17 protein-coding genes, 2 tRNA genes and 1 pseudogene are annotated in these 16,523 nt (G+C 71.4%); 7 read left to right on the top strand and 13 right to left on the bottom strand.

Features of this window, described 5'->3' with window-relative positions; all coding sequences use genetic code 11:
* Positions 1–88: 88 nt before the first annotated feature.
* The 9 genes from CFP66_RS26415 to CFP66_RS26375 all read right to left on the bottom strand — a co-directional run bounded on the left by CFP66_RS26415 (position 89) and on the right by CFP66_RS26375 (position 7,808).
* A complete protein-coding gene (locus CFP66_RS26415) occupies positions 89–307 on the bottom strand; it encodes a helix-turn-helix domain-containing protein (RefSeq protein ID WP_094927867.1) in 219 nt (72 codons plus the stop codon).
* A gap of 708 nt (positions 308–1,015) precedes the next feature.
* Positions 1,016–1,092 (bottom strand) — tRNA-Pro (locus tag CFP66_RS26410).
* 54 nt (positions 1,093–1,146) lie between these two features.
* Entirely contained in the window at positions 1,147–1,893 is a 747-nt protein-coding gene (locus CFP66_RS26405; protein ID WP_158228224.1) for an SDR family NAD(P)-dependent oxidoreductase, read from the bottom strand.
* Entirely contained in the window at positions 1,890–2,087 is a 198-nt protein-coding gene (locus CFP66_RS26400) for a tautomerase family protein (RefSeq protein ID WP_094927865.1), read from the bottom strand. The genes CFP66_RS26405 and CFP66_RS26400 overlap by 4 nt, the downstream gene beginning before the upstream one ends.
* 31 nt (positions 2,088–2,118) lie before the next feature.
* Complete coding sequence (locus CFP66_RS26395; RefSeq protein ID WP_094927864.1) at positions 2,119–4,095, bottom strand: NAD(P)/FAD-dependent oxidoreductase; 1,977 nt, start codon at positions 4,093–4,095, stop codon at positions 2,119–2,121.
* A 5-nt stretch (positions 4,096–4,100) separates the two neighbouring features.
* On the bottom strand, positions 4,101–4,931 hold the full coding sequence (locus CFP66_RS26390) for an alpha/beta fold hydrolase (protein WP_158228223.1): 831 nt from the start codon (positions 4,929–4,931) through the stop codon (positions 4,101–4,103).
* A gap of 47 nt (positions 4,932–4,978) precedes the next feature.
* The gene (locus CFP66_RS26385; protein ID WP_158228222.1) at positions 4,979–5,683 is read right to left on the bottom strand and encodes an SDR family NAD(P)-dependent oxidoreductase; all 705 of its coding nucleotides are present in this window, start codon (positions 5,681–5,683) and stop codon (positions 4,979–4,981) included.
* Positions 5,680–6,447, bottom strand: coding sequence for an alpha/beta fold hydrolase (locus CFP66_RS26380; protein ID WP_094927861.1), 768 nt, complete (start codon positions 6,445–6,447; stop codon positions 5,680–5,682). The genes CFP66_RS26385 and CFP66_RS26380 overlap by 4 nt, the downstream gene beginning before the upstream one ends.
* Positions 6,444–7,808 (bottom strand): MFS transporter, encoded by a 1,365-nt coding sequence (locus CFP66_RS26375; protein WP_094927860.1) that lies wholly within the window; start codon positions 7,806–7,808, stop codon positions 6,444–6,446. Before CFP66_RS26375 ends, CFP66_RS26380 begins: the two co-directional genes overlap by 4 nt.
* 152 nt (positions 7,809–7,960) lie before the next feature.
* Between CFP66_RS26375 and CFP66_RS26370 the strand changes: the two genes are divergently transcribed.
* Complete coding sequence (locus CFP66_RS26370) at positions 7,961–8,731, top strand: IclR family transcriptional regulator (protein WP_158228221.1); 771 nt, start codon at positions 7,961–7,963, stop codon at positions 8,729–8,731.
* A gap of 123 nt (positions 8,732–8,854) precedes the next feature.
* Positions 8,855–8,928: transfer RNA gene (locus tag CFP66_RS26365), tRNA-Gly, on the top strand.
* Between the two features lie 408 nt (positions 8,929–9,336).
* On the opposite strand, the gene CFP66_RS26360 is transcribed toward CFP66_RS26365, so the two are convergent.
* A complete protein-coding gene (locus CFP66_RS26360) occupies positions 9,337–10,152 on the bottom strand; it encodes a TIM barrel protein (RefSeq protein ID WP_094927858.1) in 816 nt (271 codons plus the stop codon).
* Positions 10,149–11,153: a Gfo/Idh/MocA family oxidoreductase gene (locus tag CFP66_RS26355; RefSeq protein ID WP_094927857.1), complete on the bottom strand. Its 1,005-nt coding sequence runs from the start codon at positions 11,151–11,153 to the stop codon at positions 10,149–10,151. Before CFP66_RS26355 ends, CFP66_RS26360 begins: the two co-directional genes overlap by 4 nt.
* A 77-nt stretch (positions 11,154–11,230) precedes the next feature.
* Between CFP66_RS26355 and CFP66_RS26350 the strand changes: the two genes are divergently transcribed.
* Positions 11,231–12,295: a LacI family DNA-binding transcriptional regulator gene (locus CFP66_RS26350; RefSeq protein WP_094927856.1), complete on the top strand. Its 1,065-nt coding sequence runs from the start codon at positions 11,231–11,233 to the stop codon at positions 12,293–12,295.
* On the opposite strand, the gene CFP66_RS48035 is transcribed toward CFP66_RS26350, so the two are convergent.
* Positions 12,238–12,396 (bottom strand): hypothetical protein, encoded by a 159-nt coding sequence (locus tag CFP66_RS48035; protein WP_158228220.1) that lies wholly within the window; start codon positions 12,394–12,396, stop codon positions 12,238–12,240. The two genes, CFP66_RS26350 and CFP66_RS48035, sit on opposite strands and share 58 nt — an antisense overlap.
* A 229-nt stretch (positions 12,397–12,625) precedes the next feature.
* Here CFP66_RS48035 and CFP66_RS26340 point away from each other — a divergent pair, with 229 nt between their 5' ends.
* Positions 12,626–14,191 carry a hypothetical protein gene (locus CFP66_RS26340; RefSeq protein ID WP_143517382.1) on the top strand — a complete coding sequence of 522 codons (1,566 nt, stop codon included), beginning with the start codon at positions 12,626–12,628 and terminating at the stop codon, positions 14,189–14,191.
* 286 nt (positions 14,192–14,477) lie between these two features.
* On the opposite strand, the pseudogene CFP66_RS50405 reads toward CFP66_RS26340, so the two are convergent.
* A pseudogene (locus tag CFP66_RS50405) lies at positions 14,478–14,636 on the bottom strand (cold-shock protein); the annotation flags it as partial.
* A 505-nt stretch (positions 14,637–15,141) separates the two neighbouring features.
* On the opposite strand from CFP66_RS50405, the gene CFP66_RS26330 reads away from it, so the two are divergent.
* Genes CFP66_RS26330 through CFP66_RS26320 form a run of 3 tightly spaced genes read left to right on the top strand, consistent with a single transcriptional unit; the run spans position 15,142 to position 16,456 of the window.
* A complete protein-coding gene (locus tag CFP66_RS26330) occupies positions 15,142–15,510 on the top strand; it encodes a multidrug efflux SMR transporter (protein WP_158228219.1) in 369 nt (122 codons plus the stop codon).
* On the top strand, positions 15,507–15,836 hold the full coding sequence (locus CFP66_RS26325) for a multidrug efflux SMR transporter (RefSeq protein ID WP_094927852.1): 330 nt from the start codon (positions 15,507–15,509) through the stop codon (positions 15,834–15,836). The genes CFP66_RS26330 and CFP66_RS26325 overlap by 4 nt, the downstream gene beginning before the upstream one ends.
* Positions 15,833–16,456, top strand: coding sequence for a TetR/AcrR family transcriptional regulator (locus CFP66_RS26320; RefSeq protein ID WP_094927851.1), 624 nt, complete (start codon positions 15,833–15,835; stop codon positions 16,454–16,456). The genes CFP66_RS26325 and CFP66_RS26320 overlap by 4 nt, the downstream gene beginning before the upstream one ends.
* The last annotated feature ends 67 nt before the right edge of the window (positions 16,457–16,523 follow it).

Raw genomic sequence — 16,523 nt, 5'->3', positions numbered from 1 at the left:
GACGCGACATCCCCTTCCGCACTGCGCGGCCGGGGAAGCGGCGCGCCGGCTCGGGCTCGTAGCCATGAGCGTGGCCAGGCGGGCGCTGCTAGTCCTCGTCGCGTGGTCGCGGGTGATCTCCCTGCGAGGCCCTACGGACCTCGAGCTGCTTGAGGACGTCGTCCAGCCGGAAGCGGTACTGGCCGCCTGGCGTCACCGCCGCAGGCGTGACGCGCCCGGACCGTGCCCACTCCCGGACCGTCTTGACGCTGACCCGTAGCTCCGCCGCGAGCTCGGCGGTCGTGATCAGCACGGACACGTTCGACATGTTCGATCGGTTACCCGACCACGTCGACCGCGAACGGCTGAGACAAGCCGAGAACGGACGGAAACGGTTATGAACAGACGTGATGTTCGATAGTCTCGGTCGGTGACGGCGTTGTGAGTGGTGAACCTCCCAGGTGGCGGGGTCGCGTTCGGCGAGACCGAGACGGAGGCCCAGGCACGCGAAATGATCGAAGTGCACGAGCGCGGCGAGGTGGTCAGGCATGGTGACCGATGGCATTGGTGCGTGGGCGATGAGAGCGGGTGGGCAGACACCCGGCCGGAAGCATGGGAGGCCGTGACGGAGGCTGGTCGCCGAACCGGTCAGGCCCGCACCGCGAGCTGCGGGTAGGGGCCCCGGCCGGCGGTGATCGATCTGATCAGTACGTGGGTGCGGGTGCGACGACGCTGGTGTACTTGTCGGCGTGATCAGGGCCGGGTGATCCGTCCGAGCGATGCGTGGGTGCTGTCGCGGCGACGTCATGTGCTTCTCGCAGCGATCACCACCTGGCATCCGCTGGCCCGACTCGGCAACGACTGCAACCCGGTGTCCCACTGATGGAGGAGTCTCCGGAGTGCAGCGGGAAGACCTCGCAACCGGAGCGCCAGGTAGTGGCACGCGCGACGAGCGAGGGGGCATCTCGCCCTGTGGCGGGCGAATGCCTGCTGCTGTCCATGCCGAAAAGGCGTTGACCAGGGCAAACGCCCGTCCTGGTCGGGGTGGCGGGATTTGAACCCACGGCCCCTCGCTCCCAAAGCGAGTGCGCTACCAAGCTGCGCCACACCCCGTCGGGGGGAGTCTAGGCGCACCTCCGCCGGACCGAGGAGGCAGCGCTCTCTGCGTCAGCCCTCGGCGTACCGGAAGGCCGTCGTGGCCCCGCCGTCGACGGGGATGCTGGCGCCGTTGATGCCGGCGGCAGCGTCGCTGCAGAGGAAAGCCACCGTTGCCGCGACCTCGTCGACGGTCACGATCCGCCCGAGCGGGGTCCGGCGGACCATGTCCGGGATGCGGGCGGCGTTGAACATGGCGGTGTCCATGGCGCCGGGGCAGACGGCGTTGATCGTGATGCCGGTACCCCACAGGTCGATGAGCAGCGAGCGGGTGAGGCCGACGACGCCGCTCTTGCTCGCGGTGTAGCTCGGGAAGGGGTAGCCGACGAGCCCGGCGATGGACGCGATGTTGACGATCCGGCCGCGTCCGGCGTCGGCCAGGTCGGGCAGGAACTCCCGGATGACGGCGTAGGTGCCGCCGAGGTTGACGTCGACGACGCGCATGAACCCGGCGTGGTCGAGTTCGGAGGGGCCCCCGCGGTCCATGGCGCCGGCGGCGTTGACGACGATGCCCGCCGGGCCGAGGGCCGACCGCACCGCCTCGTGCCATCCGGACACGGCCGTCGGGTCGGTGACGTCGACGGCGTGGGCCGTGGCCGCGCCGCCGGCCGCGATCACCGCCTCGGCCGTGCGCTGGGCCGCCCCGGCGTCCAGGTCGGCGCAGGCGACCGGCGAGCCGGCCGCGGCGAGCGCGGTGGCGACCGCCGCCCCGAGACCACCGCCCGCGCCGGTGAGGACGGCGACCGGAGGCGGCGTCACGAGCGGGCGTCGCGGTCCGCGAGTGGCTGTCCTCCCGTGCCCCACGCCTCCCGGGGCACCTCCTCGAGCAGCACCCAGACCTTCGCCGGGTCGCTGGACGTGCTGGCGGCGTAGGCCTCGGTGACCGCGCGGATCACCTCGCGCTTCTGGTCGGCGTCCTGGGTGGTGGCGTGGCTGATCCTGATCAGCGGCATGGGTCCTCCAAGGGAAGGGAGAGGGGGCGTCTCAGAGCAGCTCGACGGCTGCGGGATCCGGCTCGCGCGTGAGCTGCCAGTACGTGAGCAGCGGGAACGGCCAGTTCTGCGTCACCCGGCCGCGGTCGTTCTTGTACCAGCTGCTCACCCCGGACGCGCCCCACGCCTTCGACCGGTTCTCCCGGTCCACGGACTCGGCGAACGCGTCGTAGGCCGTGGAGCGGGTGTCGATCGCCCGGTGGCCGCCGGTGAGCACCGTGCGCAGGCACTGCATCGTGTACTCGATGGCGCACTCGGCCATGTAGATGATGCTGCCGGTGACCACGAGGTTGGTGTTCGGGCCGTAGAGGCTGAACAGGTTGGGGAACTCCGGCACGGTGATCCCGAGGTAGGCGCGAGCGTCGCCGTCCCACTGCGCGTGCAGGTCCACGCCACCGCGCCCGGTGACGGTCATCGGGGAGAGGAACTCCGAGGCCAGGAACCCGGTGGCGTAGACGATGACGTCGAGCTCGTGCTCGACGCCGTCGACCGTCCGCACGCCCTTGGGCGTGATCTCGGAGATCCCGTCGGTGACGAGGTGCACGTGCGGCTGGTGCAGGGCGGCGGCCCACACCCCGTTGTCGCGCAGCATGCGCTTGGCGCCGGCGACGTAGGTCGGCGTGACCTTCTCGAGCAGGTCGGGCCGGTCGGGGTACTGCGTTGCCAGGTGCGCGAGGAGCTGGCGGCGCAGCATCGCGTTCGGCGCCGACACCGAGTCCGGCTCCGTCCACTCCGGGTCGACGCCGACGAGGTGCAGCCTGCCCTCGGCGGCCACCCAGAACTGCCAGAAGCGGAACCACTGGTGGTAGCCGGGCACGTGCTGGAACAGCCAGGAGAGCCCGGACGGGATCGCCCGGTGGTAGCCGGGCGTCGGCAGCATCCAGGGCGCGTTGCGCTGGAAGACGCGCAGCTCGCCGACCTCGTCGGCGATCGAGGGCACGATCTGGTAAGCGCTCGCCCCGGTGCCGACCACACCGACGCGTAGGCCGGTGAGATCGGTGCCGGGCACCCAGCGCGCCGAGTGCATCGCGAGCCCCTCGAAGCGGTCGCGGCCCGGGATGTCGGGGTAGTTCGGCTGGTTCAGCTGCCCGACCGCGCTCACCACCGCGTTCGCGACGAGCGTCTCCTCCGCACTGTCGGCCCCGCGGATCCGCACGCGCCAGACCGCCGCGTCCTCGTCGTAGGCCAGTGCCAGCACGGTGGTGCCGAAGCGGATGTGCCGGCGCAGGCCCGCCCGGGTCGCGACGTCGGAGAAGTAGCTGCGGATGTCGGCCTGCGCGGAGAACTGGTAGGGCCAGTCCGGCTTCTGCGCGAACGAGTAGCTGTAGGCGAAGTTGTTCGTGTCGAGACGGCAGCCCGGGTAGTCGTTCTCCAGCCAGGTGCCGCCGACGTCGTCGTTCTTCTCCAACACCGTGAACGGCACGCCCGCCTGCTCGAGCCGGTGCGCCGCGACGAGCCCCGACATGCCCGCGCCGATCACCACCACCGAGAACTCCCGGCCGGGAGCCACCTCGTCGAGCGTCCATCCGGGCGCGCCGACGTCGCGGGTCAGCCCCAGCTCGTGCTCCAGCAGCGGGAGGTATTCGTCGCCCGCGTTCCCGGTGAGGAACCGCATCAGTGCCGCCATCCGCTCCGGTGCACTCGCCGTGTCGACGCGCAGCGCTCCGTCGCGCACCCGGCGCAGGGCGTCGACGGCCGCCGCGCGGGCCGCGGTGAGCGCCTCGGGCGACATCCCGCCCTGCGGGGCCACCTGCGCCTGCAGGGAGTGCATCGGCGCACGCAGGTCCTCGGCGACGAGCGACATGTCACCCGTCAGGTGGGCCAGCGCGGCCAGCAGGGCCGGAATCTCGGCGTCCTCGACGGCCCCGCGCAGGGCGTCGTCGTCGAGCTGGGCGAGCGCCGCGAGGAACGCCGGGACGTTGTCGGGAGAACCAGTGCGGTCGGTGGCCACGGTCTCGGGTGCAGGCATCGGTCTCACTCCCCCCGCAGGAACGGCAGGATCAGGTCGGCGAGCGCGTCAGGGGCGTCGATGTTGGGCTCGTGCGCGTAGTCGGTCTCCACGGCGGTGGCTGCGAGGGCTCGGCCCGCCAGCTCCTTCGACCAGCCCGTCTCCAGCAGTTGGTCGCGCCGCCCCTCCACGAGCAGCAGCGGCGTCTCGACGGTGGCGAGCTGGTCGAGGAACGGGTCGGGCGGCGGGGTGCGCGTGGTCGCCGGGTTCTTCAGCCCGGGCGCCTGCATCGCCTCGAAGTGCCCGGCCACCAGGCTGTTGCGGTAGCGCTGCTCGATGTGCTCGTCGAGGCCCTCGAGGTCGGCGACGAGCAGCCCGGTCAGGGTGCGGGCGCCTTCGATGCTCGGCTCGTACGCGCCCAACGCGGCGGTGCCCTCCGGCAGCCGGAACGGCCCGCCGGTGCCGGACACGCTCACTGCGCGCGTCACGGGCCACGGGGAACCGGGGTCGGCGAGGGCGCGCAGCAGCAACGACCCGCCGAACGAGGCCCCGACGAACGCGGCCGAGTCCACGCCGAGCTCCTCGCAGAACGCGGCGACGTGCGGCACCCGGAAGGCGTAGGGCGAGCGGTCGAGGAAGACGACCTTGTCGGTGCCTCCCCAGCCGAGCAGATCCGGCGCGAGCACGTGGAACTCGGGTGCGAGCCGTTCGACGAGCGGACCCCAGCACAGCTGGGCGGTGGTGCCGTAGGCGCCATCGTGCACGAGGACGACGGTGGTCGCCGCGGGGTCGCCCGCCTCCAGATAGGCGGTGGTGTAGCCGCCGGCGTGGACGGTCTTCACAGTGGGCTGAGTCACGAGCTGTTCCTCCTCGGGGTGGCGGGTCTGGGGCGGGGGTCGGCAGGTCAGTGCTTCACCGAACCCCCGTCCACGCAGAGGGTCTGACCGGTCACGAACGCGGCGGCGTCGGAGAGCAGGAAGCGCACCGAGCCGACGATGTCCTGCGGGACGGCCCGGCGGCGGATCGCGCGGCCGGCGATGTTGGCCTCCTCGGTCTCGGACATGAGCTCGCTCATCGGTGTTGCCGTGATGCCGGGCGCGACCACGTTCACGGTGATGCCGTCGTCGCCGAGCTCGGAGGCGAGGCAGCGGGCGAAGCCGATCACCCCGGCTTTCGACGCGGCGTAGGCGAACACGTTGGGCGGCCCCTTGAAGACCGTGCCGGAGGCGAACAGCACGATCCGGCCGCCGCTGCCCATCAGCGGCACGAGCGTCTGGGTGATCGCGATGGTGCCCTCGAGGTTGACGCGCAGCACGCGCTGCCAGGCGGCACGCTCGGTCTCCCGGAACGACGAGTAGTGCAGCACCGCCGCGCAGTGCACGAGGTGCTCGACCCGCGCGATCCCGCGCCCGGCCAGCCCGTCGAGCAGTGCCTGGTTGCCCTCCTCGGTGCTGACGTCGGCGGACAGGTACTCCACGCCGGCGACCGGCGCGGCCGGCTCTGCGAGATCGACCACCACGCAGCGGACGCCGTCCGCGGCGAGCGACTCGACCACCGCCGCTCCGATCCCGCTCGCCCCGCCCGTGATGACGGCGGTCACGCCGCTCACCGCGCCGCCTCGCCGGTCGGCACGGGGGAGTGCTCGGCGAGGAAGTCGAGCACTGCCGCGGTGAAGGCCTCCGGCGCCTCCACGCACGACAGGTGGCCGGCGTCGCGAACGCTCACCAGGCGCGCTCCGCCGATCCCGTCCCGCAGGGTCTCGGCCAGCGGGAGCGGGGTTTTGCGGTCATCGGCGCCGGCGACGACGAGGGTCGGCGCGCTCACCTCGGGCAGCCGGTCCCGCAGCCCCACGCGGAAGCAGGTGCGGGCGGAGGCGAGGTAGGCAGGGGCGGCGACGGCCGCGATGCTGGCGCGCAGGCGTTCTCGCCGCTCGGGCTCCAGGTCGACGGTCAGCGTGTCGCGCAGGTAGGTCAGGGCGTAGGCGGGCATGCCCTGCTCGCCCACCGCCGACACGATGCCGGCGATCTTCGTCTCGGCGACGGCCGTGTCGAGCTCGGCGAAGGTGTTGGCGAGCACCAGCGACCGGATCCGGTCCGGGTGGGCCAGCGCGTACGCGAGCGCTTGCACCCCGCCCATCGACAGGCCCACGAGGTGCGCTCCGTCGGCGGGCACCGCTGCGTCGACCTCGTCCACCCAGTCGGTGAGGTCCCGCGGACCGGGTCCGCGGTCTCCGCCGTGGCCCGCGCTGTCCGGAGCGAGGACGTCGTAGCCCGCCGCCTGCAGAGCCGGCACCTGCGCCTCCCACAGCCCGTGGTCGGTGCCGAGGCTGTGCAGCAGGACGACGGTGCCGCGGCCGGAACTCCTCGTCGTCATGAAGGCTGGTGCTCTGCGCTCGGCCCGACCGGCTGTTCGCCAGGGGCGTCGACGGCGCGCAGGTCGCGGCCCGCCGTCTCGGGCGCGATCGCCGCTCCGAGGAGGAAGAGCACCGCCATGACGGCGAACACCGCCGTGACCCGGGAGGGGATGTCGGCGACCTCGGGGCTGAGCAGGGTGACCACGGTGGGCGTCATCCCGCCGAGCGCGTACCCGGCGTTCCAGCTCATACCGGTGCCGGTGGCGCGGATGGCCGTGGGGAACCGCTCGTTGAGGAAGATCATGATCGGCGCGGTCGCGGTCATCATCAGCAAGCCCATGATCGCGCAGAGGAGCAGCACGAGCGCCACGTCGTCACCGGTGAGCGTGCTGGTCAGCAGGTACAGCGGGCAGACGATGAGCAGTGTCGGGATCCCGAGGGCCAGGAAGGTCCGTCGACGGCCGATCCGGTCGCTGAGCATCCCGCCCAGCACACCCCCGAGGACGACCGCGAGGTTGATCACGATCAGCACCGCGGCGGCCGTGGTCTTGGGCAGCCCGATGGTCGTGTCGAAGAACGTCGGGAAGAAGCCGACCGTCAGGTAGTACAGCGACGCGCCACCCGTCACCAGCACCAGGTTGACGAGGAAGATCGGGCGGTAACTGGGGGAGAAGAGAGTACGCAGCGGGGACCGGCTCGCACGCGGGCCGGCCTGCTCGTCCTTGCCTGCCCACAGCGGCGACTCCTCGGTGCGCCGGTAGACGAAGAAGCTCAGCGCGGCGGCGAGCAGCCCGCTCAGGAACATCACGCGCCAGCCGACGGTGGTGAACGCCTCGCCCGGGAAGAGCGACGAGACCACGAAGAAGACCGTGGAAGCGAGCACCGCGCCGACACCGGCACCGCCGCCGGACACCAGCCCGGACATCAGGCCGCGGTGGCGCGGACCGACGGTCTCGGTGCCAAGGGTGTGCGTCGATGCGACCACACCGCCCACGAACACGCCCTGCACGAGGCGTAGCAGCACGAACAGCAGCGGTGCCGCCACGCCCGCCACGGCGTAGGTGGGGACGAGCCCCATCAGGGCAGTGGACACGCCGACACCGGTGATCGCCACCAGCATCGCCTTCTTGCGGCCGTTGCGGTCGGCGAAGCTGCCGAACACCGCGGAACCCGCCGGTCGCATGATCAGCGTGACCGCGAACGACGCGTAGACGAAGGCCAGCTGGAGCGTCGTGGAGCCTGCGGGCACCAGCAGCGGTCCGATCGTGGATGCGACGTACAGGATGATCATGAGGTCGTAGAGGTCCATACCCCATCCCATGACCGACGCGATCCCGGCCGAGACGACCTGCCGCCGGCCGACGTCCTGGGTTCTCTCCATCGTGTGCTCCTCGCAACGCCCTTGTTGGCGCACAGCCGTCGTCGGCCGCGTGCGGCGGACGGTATCCCCTTGATTCCGCTATAGGCAACAGACGATTTCTCATGCCGGAACGTTTCGTGGCGCAGGTCTCAGCGTTCCGCTATGCTCACCCGGTGCCGGGGGTCAAGAGCGTCGAATCCACCAGTCTGTCGTCCGTCGAGCGGGCCGTTTCGATGGTCGAGGCGTTGGCCGCGCACGAGAGCCTGAGCGCCACGCAGTTGGCAGAGGTGCTCGACACCGGTAAGGCCACCGCGTTCCGGCTCGCCCGCACCCTCGTCGCCCGCGGCTGGCTCGTGCAGGACGAGGACCGCAGCTACCGCCTCGGTCCGGGTCTGCTCGGCCTCACCGGGCGCACCGCCGAGCTCGACCTGTCCGGTGAGCTGCGCTCCGTCATGTCCGAGCTGCGCGACCAGACCGGCGAGACGATCCATTTGACCAAGCTCGATGGCCGACACATCGTCTACCTCGAGCAGCTGGAGTCACCGCAGCCGGTGCTGTCGGTCGCCGTCCTCGGCAGCCGCTCGCCCGCCCACTGCGTCTCGCCGGGCCTCGCGCAGCTCGCCGCCCTCACTCCGGAACGTCTGGAGTGGGTGTTGTCGGTGCCGCTGCCACGCCACACCGACGCATCCCTGTCCGAGCCCGGACTACTGCGCCAGGAGCTGGCGAGGGTGCGCGCCCGCGGCTATGCGATCAACGTGGGCGGGTACCGCGCGGAGGTCGGCGGCGTGGGGAGCGCCGTCGTCGACGACGCGGGTCGGCCGGTCGCCGGGCTCTCGGTGTGCGTGCCCGTCTACCGGCTCCACCGCCTCGACGCTCACCGGATCGGCCGGATGCTCGCCGACGCCGCTGTCGACGCCGGACGTCGACTCGCCCTCGGCGGGTGACGTTCGCAGGACATCGGCACGCGGCTGCGCGAACGGGCGATGTCCGTCCTGCGCGTCGAGCAGGTCCCGTCCGACGCCGGACGCGCGCTGTCGGGTAGCCTCAGAGTGTCCCGGCAGGGACACGCGGGCGTAGCTCAATGGTAGAGCCCCAGTCTTCCAAACTGGCTACGCGGGTTCGATTCCCGTCGCCCGCTCCACCAGCTCTACCAGCAACAACGGCGGCCGCATCCGATCACGGGAACGGCCGCCATCGCCGTTCGTGCCCCCCGCGTGCCCCTCGGCCCCGTTCCGCGCCTCCGCCACGGTCCGGTCCAGCCCCGAGTGACGACGCGGTGTTCCCGGTCGCCTCATTGCGCTGGTCGTGACCGCTGGTCGACAACGCGGAGTCGCGGGTCCCGTCCGGTCGACCCGTTTTGTCGGCCGCTTACCGCGTGGATCGCGGGCTCGTCCTGAGACCGCACCGGCCCGAGTGGGAACCACACGCGCCAGCGGTCCCGTCCGCAGCCCAGGCCGACGACCGTGACCGCTCCACGACCAGCCCGGTGGACAACCTGTCCGGCGCCCTGTCGCCCTGACGGCGGCGACGCGACGTCCGAGGCGTGAGTTCACCCCTCCAGCGGGGAGGTGGACGACGTCCCTGCCGGAGGGGCGAACGCGGTGCGGAAGCGTTCGAGGGCCCGGGTCGGGTCGCCCGACGCCCAACCTTCGAGCCCGACCACACCCGCGTAGCAGAGGCGGTCCAGGGTTGCGGCGATCGCCGGGTAGTGGATCTCGCCGGTGCCGGGTTCGCAGCGACCCGGAACGTCGGCGACCTGGATCTCCCCGACGACCGGCAGCGCGCGCTCGACGAGCTGCACGAGGTTCCCCTCGCCGATCTGCGCGTGGTAGAGGTCGAGGTTGAGCCGCAGGTGCGGGCTGTCGACGGCCTCGACGAGCGCGAGCGCGTCGGCGGCACCGGCGAACGGCACGCCGGGGTGGTCGACGGCGGTGTTGAGGTTCTCGAGGGTGAACACGCGCCCGGCGCGCTCCCCGAGCTCGGCGAGGCGGGTCAGCGTCCGCGCGGCGGTCAGCCACATCTGCGGCGTGACGACCTGCGAGGCCACCACGGGCAGACCGCGGTCGTCGAGGCCGGTTCCGTGCACGTTGAGGCGTGGACAGTCGAGCTCGTCGGCGACCCGGAGCGACTCCTCCGCCGTGCGCAGCAGCTCCTCGGCTCCGGCGGGATCGGCGAGGGTGCCGCGGACGTAGCCGGTCATCGAGGAGAACGTCGCCCCGGTCCCGGCGAGCGCGGCGACGTCCTTCGCCGTCCAGTCCCAGATTTCGACCTCGAACCCGAGATCGGCGATGCGGCGCACGCGCTCCTCGAACGGCAGGTCGAGGAACAGCATCTCCGCGGACGCCGCGAGGCGGAATCCGCTCACTTCCCGACCTCCTCGATCCGGACCGGGCGTCCCGCGCGCACCGACTGGGCCGCGGCCAGCGCGATCGCCAGCGCCGCACGCGCGTCCTCTCCGCCCACCGGCGCCGCCGGTGTCCCGTCGCGGACGGCGTCGACGAACGCGGCGAGCTCCGCGACGTAGGCGCCCGCGAGGAGCTCCTGGTCGCTGCGGGCGGTCTCCACGATCCGGCCTTCTGCACCGGAGAAGACCGTCCCGGAGCGGCGCCCGTCGCCCATGGTGGCCATGCCGCCGGAGCCGAACACCTCGCCGCGTACGTCGTAGCCGTAGGCGGCCTCGAAGCACGCCTCGGCGACACCGGTGGCGCCGTTGTCGAACCGCACCACGACCACGGCGGTGTCGAGGAGCCCGCGTTCGCGCCACTCGGGCTCGACCAGCGCGTCCGCGGTGGTATACACCTCGACGGCCTCCGCGCCCGGGTTGAGGAACCGCAGTGCGTCGAAGTCGTGGATCAGGGTCTCGTTGAAGATCGTGTCCGGCGGCACCCGGGAGGGGTCGAACCCGCCGGGGTCGCGGGTGACCGAGCGCAGCACGCGCGGGGTGCCCAGCCGGCCGTCGTCGAGCAGCGCGCGGGCGGCCTGCCAGTCCGGGGCGAAGCGCCGGTTGAACCCGACCTGGAGCAGAACGCCTGCGGCGCGGGCGGCGTCGATGGCCCGGTCGGCGTCGGGCAGCGAGAGCGCCATCGGCTTCTCGCAGAACACGGCCTTGCCCGCCCTTGCCGCGGCCACCACCAGGTCGGCGTGGAAGCGGGCGGGCGCGGCGATCACCACCGCGTCGACGGCCGGGTCCGCGAACGCCTCCGCCGGATCGGTGTATGCGCGATCCGCGCCCAGGCGCTCCGCGATCCCGGGCGCCGGGTCGGCGACGGCCACGAGCCGCGCCCCCGGGATCCGGCGCGCGAGCGACCTGCCGTGGAACGCCCCCATCCGGCCGGCCCCGACCAGGGCCACCCCGATCTCGTCCATCCGCTCCTCCTCGAGCCTAGAACGTTCTAGATGGACAAGTCTAGAACGTTCTAGGCATAGATCGGTAGGGTGCGGACGTGACAGAGCGCGCCCGGCGGCCCACCCTCGCCGACGTCGCCGCCCGTGCGGGGGTGTCCGTCGCACTGGTCTCGATCGTGATCCGCGGTGCCCCGGGTGCGAGCGCGGCGTCCCGGCAGCGGGTGCTGCAGGCCGCCGACGAGCTGGGCTACCGCCCCGACACCCGCGCCCGGTTGCTGCGCCGCAGCCGCAGCCGGCTGCTCGGCGTCGCGTTCGGCGTCCACCACGCCTTCCACGGCGACCTCGTCACCGGCCTCTACACCGCGGCCGACCGCGCCGGCTATGAGCTCGCGCTGAGCGCGGTCACCCCGCAGCGCGACGAGGGGCGCGCCGTGGCGAGCCTGATGCAGGACCGCTGCGAGGCGCTCGTCCTGCTCGGCCCGCACGCGCCCACCGCGCAGCTCGCCGAGCTCGCAGGCCGCCTGCCCGTCGTGGTCGTGGCCCGGGCGGCACGCCACCGCGCCCTCGACGTCGTGCGCACCGCCGACGGTCTGGGGCTGCACCAGGCCGTGGACCACCTCGTCGCGCTCGGCCACCGCCGGATCACCCACGTCGACGGTGGGCGGGCCCCGGGCGCTGCCGACCGCCGTCGCGGTTACCGCGACGCCATGCTCCGCCACGGCCTCGATGCCGAGATCCGGCTCCTGCCCGGCGGGCTCGCCGAGGAGGACGGTGCCGCGGCCGCCCGCGCCCTGCTCGACCTCGATCCACGGCCCAGCGCCGTTACCGTGTTCAACGACCGCTGCGCCCTCGGCGTGCTGGACGTGCTGCAGCGCGCCGGCCTGGCCGTGCCCGGGGACGTCAGCGTGGTCGGCTACGACGACAGCCGGCTCGCCCGCCTGTCGCACGTCAACCTGACGACAATCGCCCAGGACACCGAGCAGATCACCACGCTCGCCGTCACGCGTGCCGTGGACCGGCTGGACGGGACGCCGGTCACCGAGCGGGAGCTGATCGTCGCGCCCCGACTGGTCGTCCGCGCCACCACCGCCCCCGGACCGGGTCGTCAGCCGGACGGTGTGGTCGGGGCCGAGGTCCGGGACGTGTCGCGCACGGCCAGGTAGACGGCGCGCACCGCAAGGATGCGCTCGACGTCGTCGATGACGGGTGCGAAGAACTGCTTGCGGTGGTCGGCATCGGTCATCGAGGTGATCGCGAAGTGCATGCTGCCGAACGCTGCGACCCCGCGCGCCCCGCGTGGATGTCGATCTCCGGGGTGCGCACCTCCTATGGTCAGGACGAAATCCGCGAAGTTGCCCGCCGCATCGGCGCCCGGGTCCGCCATGCTCCCCGACACGCCGTGTCTCGTTGCACGTCGCTAACAGTTCACCTCGGTAGATCGACCCGGACCCCGGGGCATGATCCCGTTCATCGGGGCCAGGTAAAATCGGGGTGTGAATGCGGCGAACTACGGCACCGAGAAACCCTCCCGATCGAGGCGGAGGATAGCGCTGGTTGCGGGGGTCGGCTGCCTGGTCGTCGTGCTGATCGGCGGATTGTTGTGGCAGAAGGTATCGCTCGACTCCGCTGCGGCGGACTTCAGGGAAACCGCCGACGGGTACGTCACGAGCTTGCGGGATAAGAGGGACCTGGAGCTGGTCGAGGCGACTGCGCACCCGCCGGAACTCCCGGAGAAGCTCCTCGCCTCCATGAGTGAGGACTACCAGAAGGCGCGCCTGAGGGACGCCACTCTCCGCGAGGGAGCGCGGTTCGTTCACGACCTCGAGGCGAGCACCGAGGCGATTCCGGGGGTCACCAGTGCGGACGATGACCTCAGTGAGAACCTGTACTATCTCCAGGGCATTTTCTACTACGCCACCGCGGGCGCCATCCAGGACAGATTCATCGAACTCGTCGACGGCGACTACCTCTCCTCCAGCGACAGTGCCGACGCGGAGCGCAACGAGATCCTCAATCCGGCGAACCGGAAGGTGCTCGAAGGTCTCAGCGCCGCGGCGACCGAGTACATCACCTCGGTCGAGAAGATCAGGGGCACGCACGATCTCTACGCCGGGCACGCCGCGCGACACCTCACGGAGGTGAAGAAGTACAAGAGCATGGCGGAGGAGTGTCTGGTCAGCTTCGCGAAGTTCGCGCCCACCGAGGACACGACTGATTTCTACAAGGGCTGCGTGGACAGCCTCAACGCCCAGAACGCCCAGATCGTCCGCCCCTACAGCTACATCGTGTACCTGCCGGGCTTCGTGAAGAGCCACGACCTGACCACCGTGGCCCTCGACCAGCTCACCGAAGCGCTGAGAACCAGCGAACGCGGCGCCGGTGAGGCCGACCAGAGGTTCCTGGCGTACATCGGCGCGCGTATGGCGATCGCCAAGTCGCTACTGCCGAATGCCACTTCCGATGAGCACTTCGCGGGGAAGGCCGACCTCCTCAGGGTCATGCTGTCCGACGCGCGCACCGAGCTCGAGCACGCCGGGATCGGCGCCGAGGCGACCACGGCGATCGACGGCGCGCTGCACGACGCCGAGGTGACGATGACGCTCTACGACAACCCGGCCGATTTCGACCGCAACACAACGTTCAGCCGCGTCGTGGGTGCGGGTGGGTTCATGACCAAGCTCTTCGAGGTCGCTACCAAACCCATCGACTACGCCGAGTACCAGGAGAGCAAGTCCTACACCACGTCGTTCGCGAAGACGAAGGAGTACCTCGACGAGGTCGAGGTACCAGAGTTCCTCTCGGCGGAGGTCGGTGACGTGGTGGAGAGCCTGGAGCTCCAGGAGGAGGTCTATGCGCGGATGGACACCGCCAGAGGTGATGCCCGGGACGCCGCCGCGGCCGAGCGCGACGTCGCCGTCGAACAGACGGAAAAGGCTCTCGAGGCGGTCGCACAAAAGATCGACGACGAGCACGCGGCCGACTATCAGGGGATGAACGCCAGCCTGTTGGGACAGCTCGACGCCGTGGTGGCGGCAACCACCGCGGCGACGACCGCCTAGCCGGGGCTCAGGCCGCGCAGCTTCCCGGACAGCGTCCTGGCACGGGCGGTGAACCGCTCGTAGTCGGAGGAGCGGCCGTTGCGGTCGGCGGCCGTGATCCAGGTCGAGCAGCGTGGAGCGGGCCACGGCGAGGTGGGCGTGTTGTGCTGCGCGCCTGTGCCCGGGCGCTCCGTCGAGGTCGATGATCTGTCGCGCGACGAGCGCCATCTCGGCACCCGGCACGGCGCGGCTGTCGGCGGACTCCTCGCGCCTCGCGGTGGGGCCGCCTCTTCAGAGGCGTTCGACGCCGGTCGGCCTGCGGGCCCCGGTCGCTCTGACGCACCGCGTACCGGACCCGGTCACCCTTCTGCAGCGGCTCCGACCCCATGATCACGGACACGTGGACGAAGAGATCGTCGCCGCCTGCGTCCGGGGTTATGAAACCGAAGCCGCGGTCGCCATCCTGCGGGCCGCGCTGCGTCTCACATCCGGACCGCATCGCCTGTTCGGGTGAGATGAACCTGCTCCGGACGGTCCCCGAATCGTGAAGTGGACCACGTCGCGACCCGGGCGCGCCGTCGACAATTCTCACCTGCGAGCCCAGTCGAGGACCCGCAGCGGGGTCTACGAACCAGGCGAGCAGCTCAGCGTTACCGGTGACGCCGTTGTCAATCGAGCAGGCGGCGGTTGGTGTCCCGGTCGGGAGCGCGATCGCGATCTCGTGGCGATCGCAGTGGGGCGTCGACGCCGGCCACGGCACGGCACGGACGTGCCAGGCTGGTGTCGGTGACCACGAGGGAGTCCTCGCCCGCGTACCGGCCGGCTGGTGGACGTGCGCCTGCGGAGAAGTCCTGGATGTCATCTCCGTCGCGGTGGTGGTGAGGAACCCCGTGATGCGCAGGTGCCGGCGGAGTCGGTGATCCGTAGCTGCGCGCCGGGTGTGGGCGTCCCCGCCACCTAACATGTGGGACATGAGTCCAGGTTTCCCGGTGCCGTGGTGGGTGCTGCTGGTGGGTGCGATTGCTGCGGAAGTGGCGGGCACGGCCTCGCTGCGCCTGTCGGAGGGCTTGACCCGGCCCCTGCCGGCGCTCGGGGTCTTCATCGGCTACGCGATCGCCATCGTGTTGTTCTCCCGGGTCCTCGAACGTGGTATCGGCCTGGGCGTGGCCTACGGCATGTTGACCGCTACCGGGCTGCTGGCCGCGACAGGGCTGAGCGCCTGGGTGTTCGACGAACCGATCTCCTGGCTGCAGTTGGTCGGCGTACTGATACTTCTGGCCGGGCTGCTTGCGCTGCAGGTCCCCCCGCGCAAGCGACCACAGGGGGCGAGCCCGCGATGACCAGCACGTGGTGGTTGGTTGCCGCGGTGGTCGCCGAAGCGATCGGGCTCGGGGCGTTGCGCGCCTCGCGCGGGCTGCGTCGTCCGCTGGCGACGGTGCTGGCATTCGCCGGGATCGAGGGCTCGGTCGTGCTGGTGGGCCGGGCGATCGCCGGTGGCGTGTCACTCGCGGTCGGCTATGCGGTGTGGACCGGCGCGGGAATCGCGTTCGCGGCCCTGGGTGGCATCCTGGTCTTCGGCGACCGCCTGACCCGACGCCAGGGCATCGGTCTCGGTCTTGTCCTCATCGGCGTGGCCTTCCTCAACGCCGGTGGTGGTAATGCATGACCCGCGACACCGATCAGGAGACCGACGGTCGCCGCCGTCGTGGAGCCCGGCGCCGCACCCAGCTGATCGACGCCGCGGTGCGGGTGATCGCCCGAGACGGCGTCGCCGGTCTCACCCACCGCGGCGTCGCCGCCGAAGCCGGCGTCCCCAAGAGCGCCGCGACCTACTACTTCACCAGCCTCGACGACCTGCTCACCGCCGCCCTGCGCGCCGACACCGAGCAACTCGTGGAAGCTTTGCCCACCCCCGCAGGGGACAGCGATGTCGCCTGGCTGGCGGAGGAACTCGTGCGGTTCGTACATCAACATCGTGACCGCGTCATCGTCGGCTACGAGCTCTACGTGCTGGCGACCCGGCGGCCCTCGCTGAGACCGGCCGTGCACTACTGGCTCGACGTCCTGCACACCCTCATCGGCCGCCACACCGCAGATCCGACACGGGTGCGCGCCGGCGCAGCCGCGGTCGACGGCTACATCCTGCAGTCCCTCGTCACCGGGGTCGAACCACGCACCGCTGAGCTGGCCGAGATCCTGCGCGTCGCCCTGCACCAGCCGCGGGACCCGGCCCTGCACGGCGCTGATCGGCGTCGACCGTCACCGGATCGCGCTCCCGGGGGATGACGACCGTGCCGCGCCTGGGTCGCCGCGGATGTACCCGGCGCTCTCCAAGGAGTGAGGGCTACTCCTG

Source organism: Pseudonocardia sp. MH-G8 (genome assembly GCF_002262885.1).
Taxonomy (GTDB): Bacteria; Actinomycetota; Actinomycetes; order Mycobacteriales; family Pseudonocardiaceae; genus Pseudonocardia.
The sequence above is the reverse complement of the archived record's forward strand: the minus strand, read 5'-3'. Positions and strand labels throughout refer to the sequence as shown.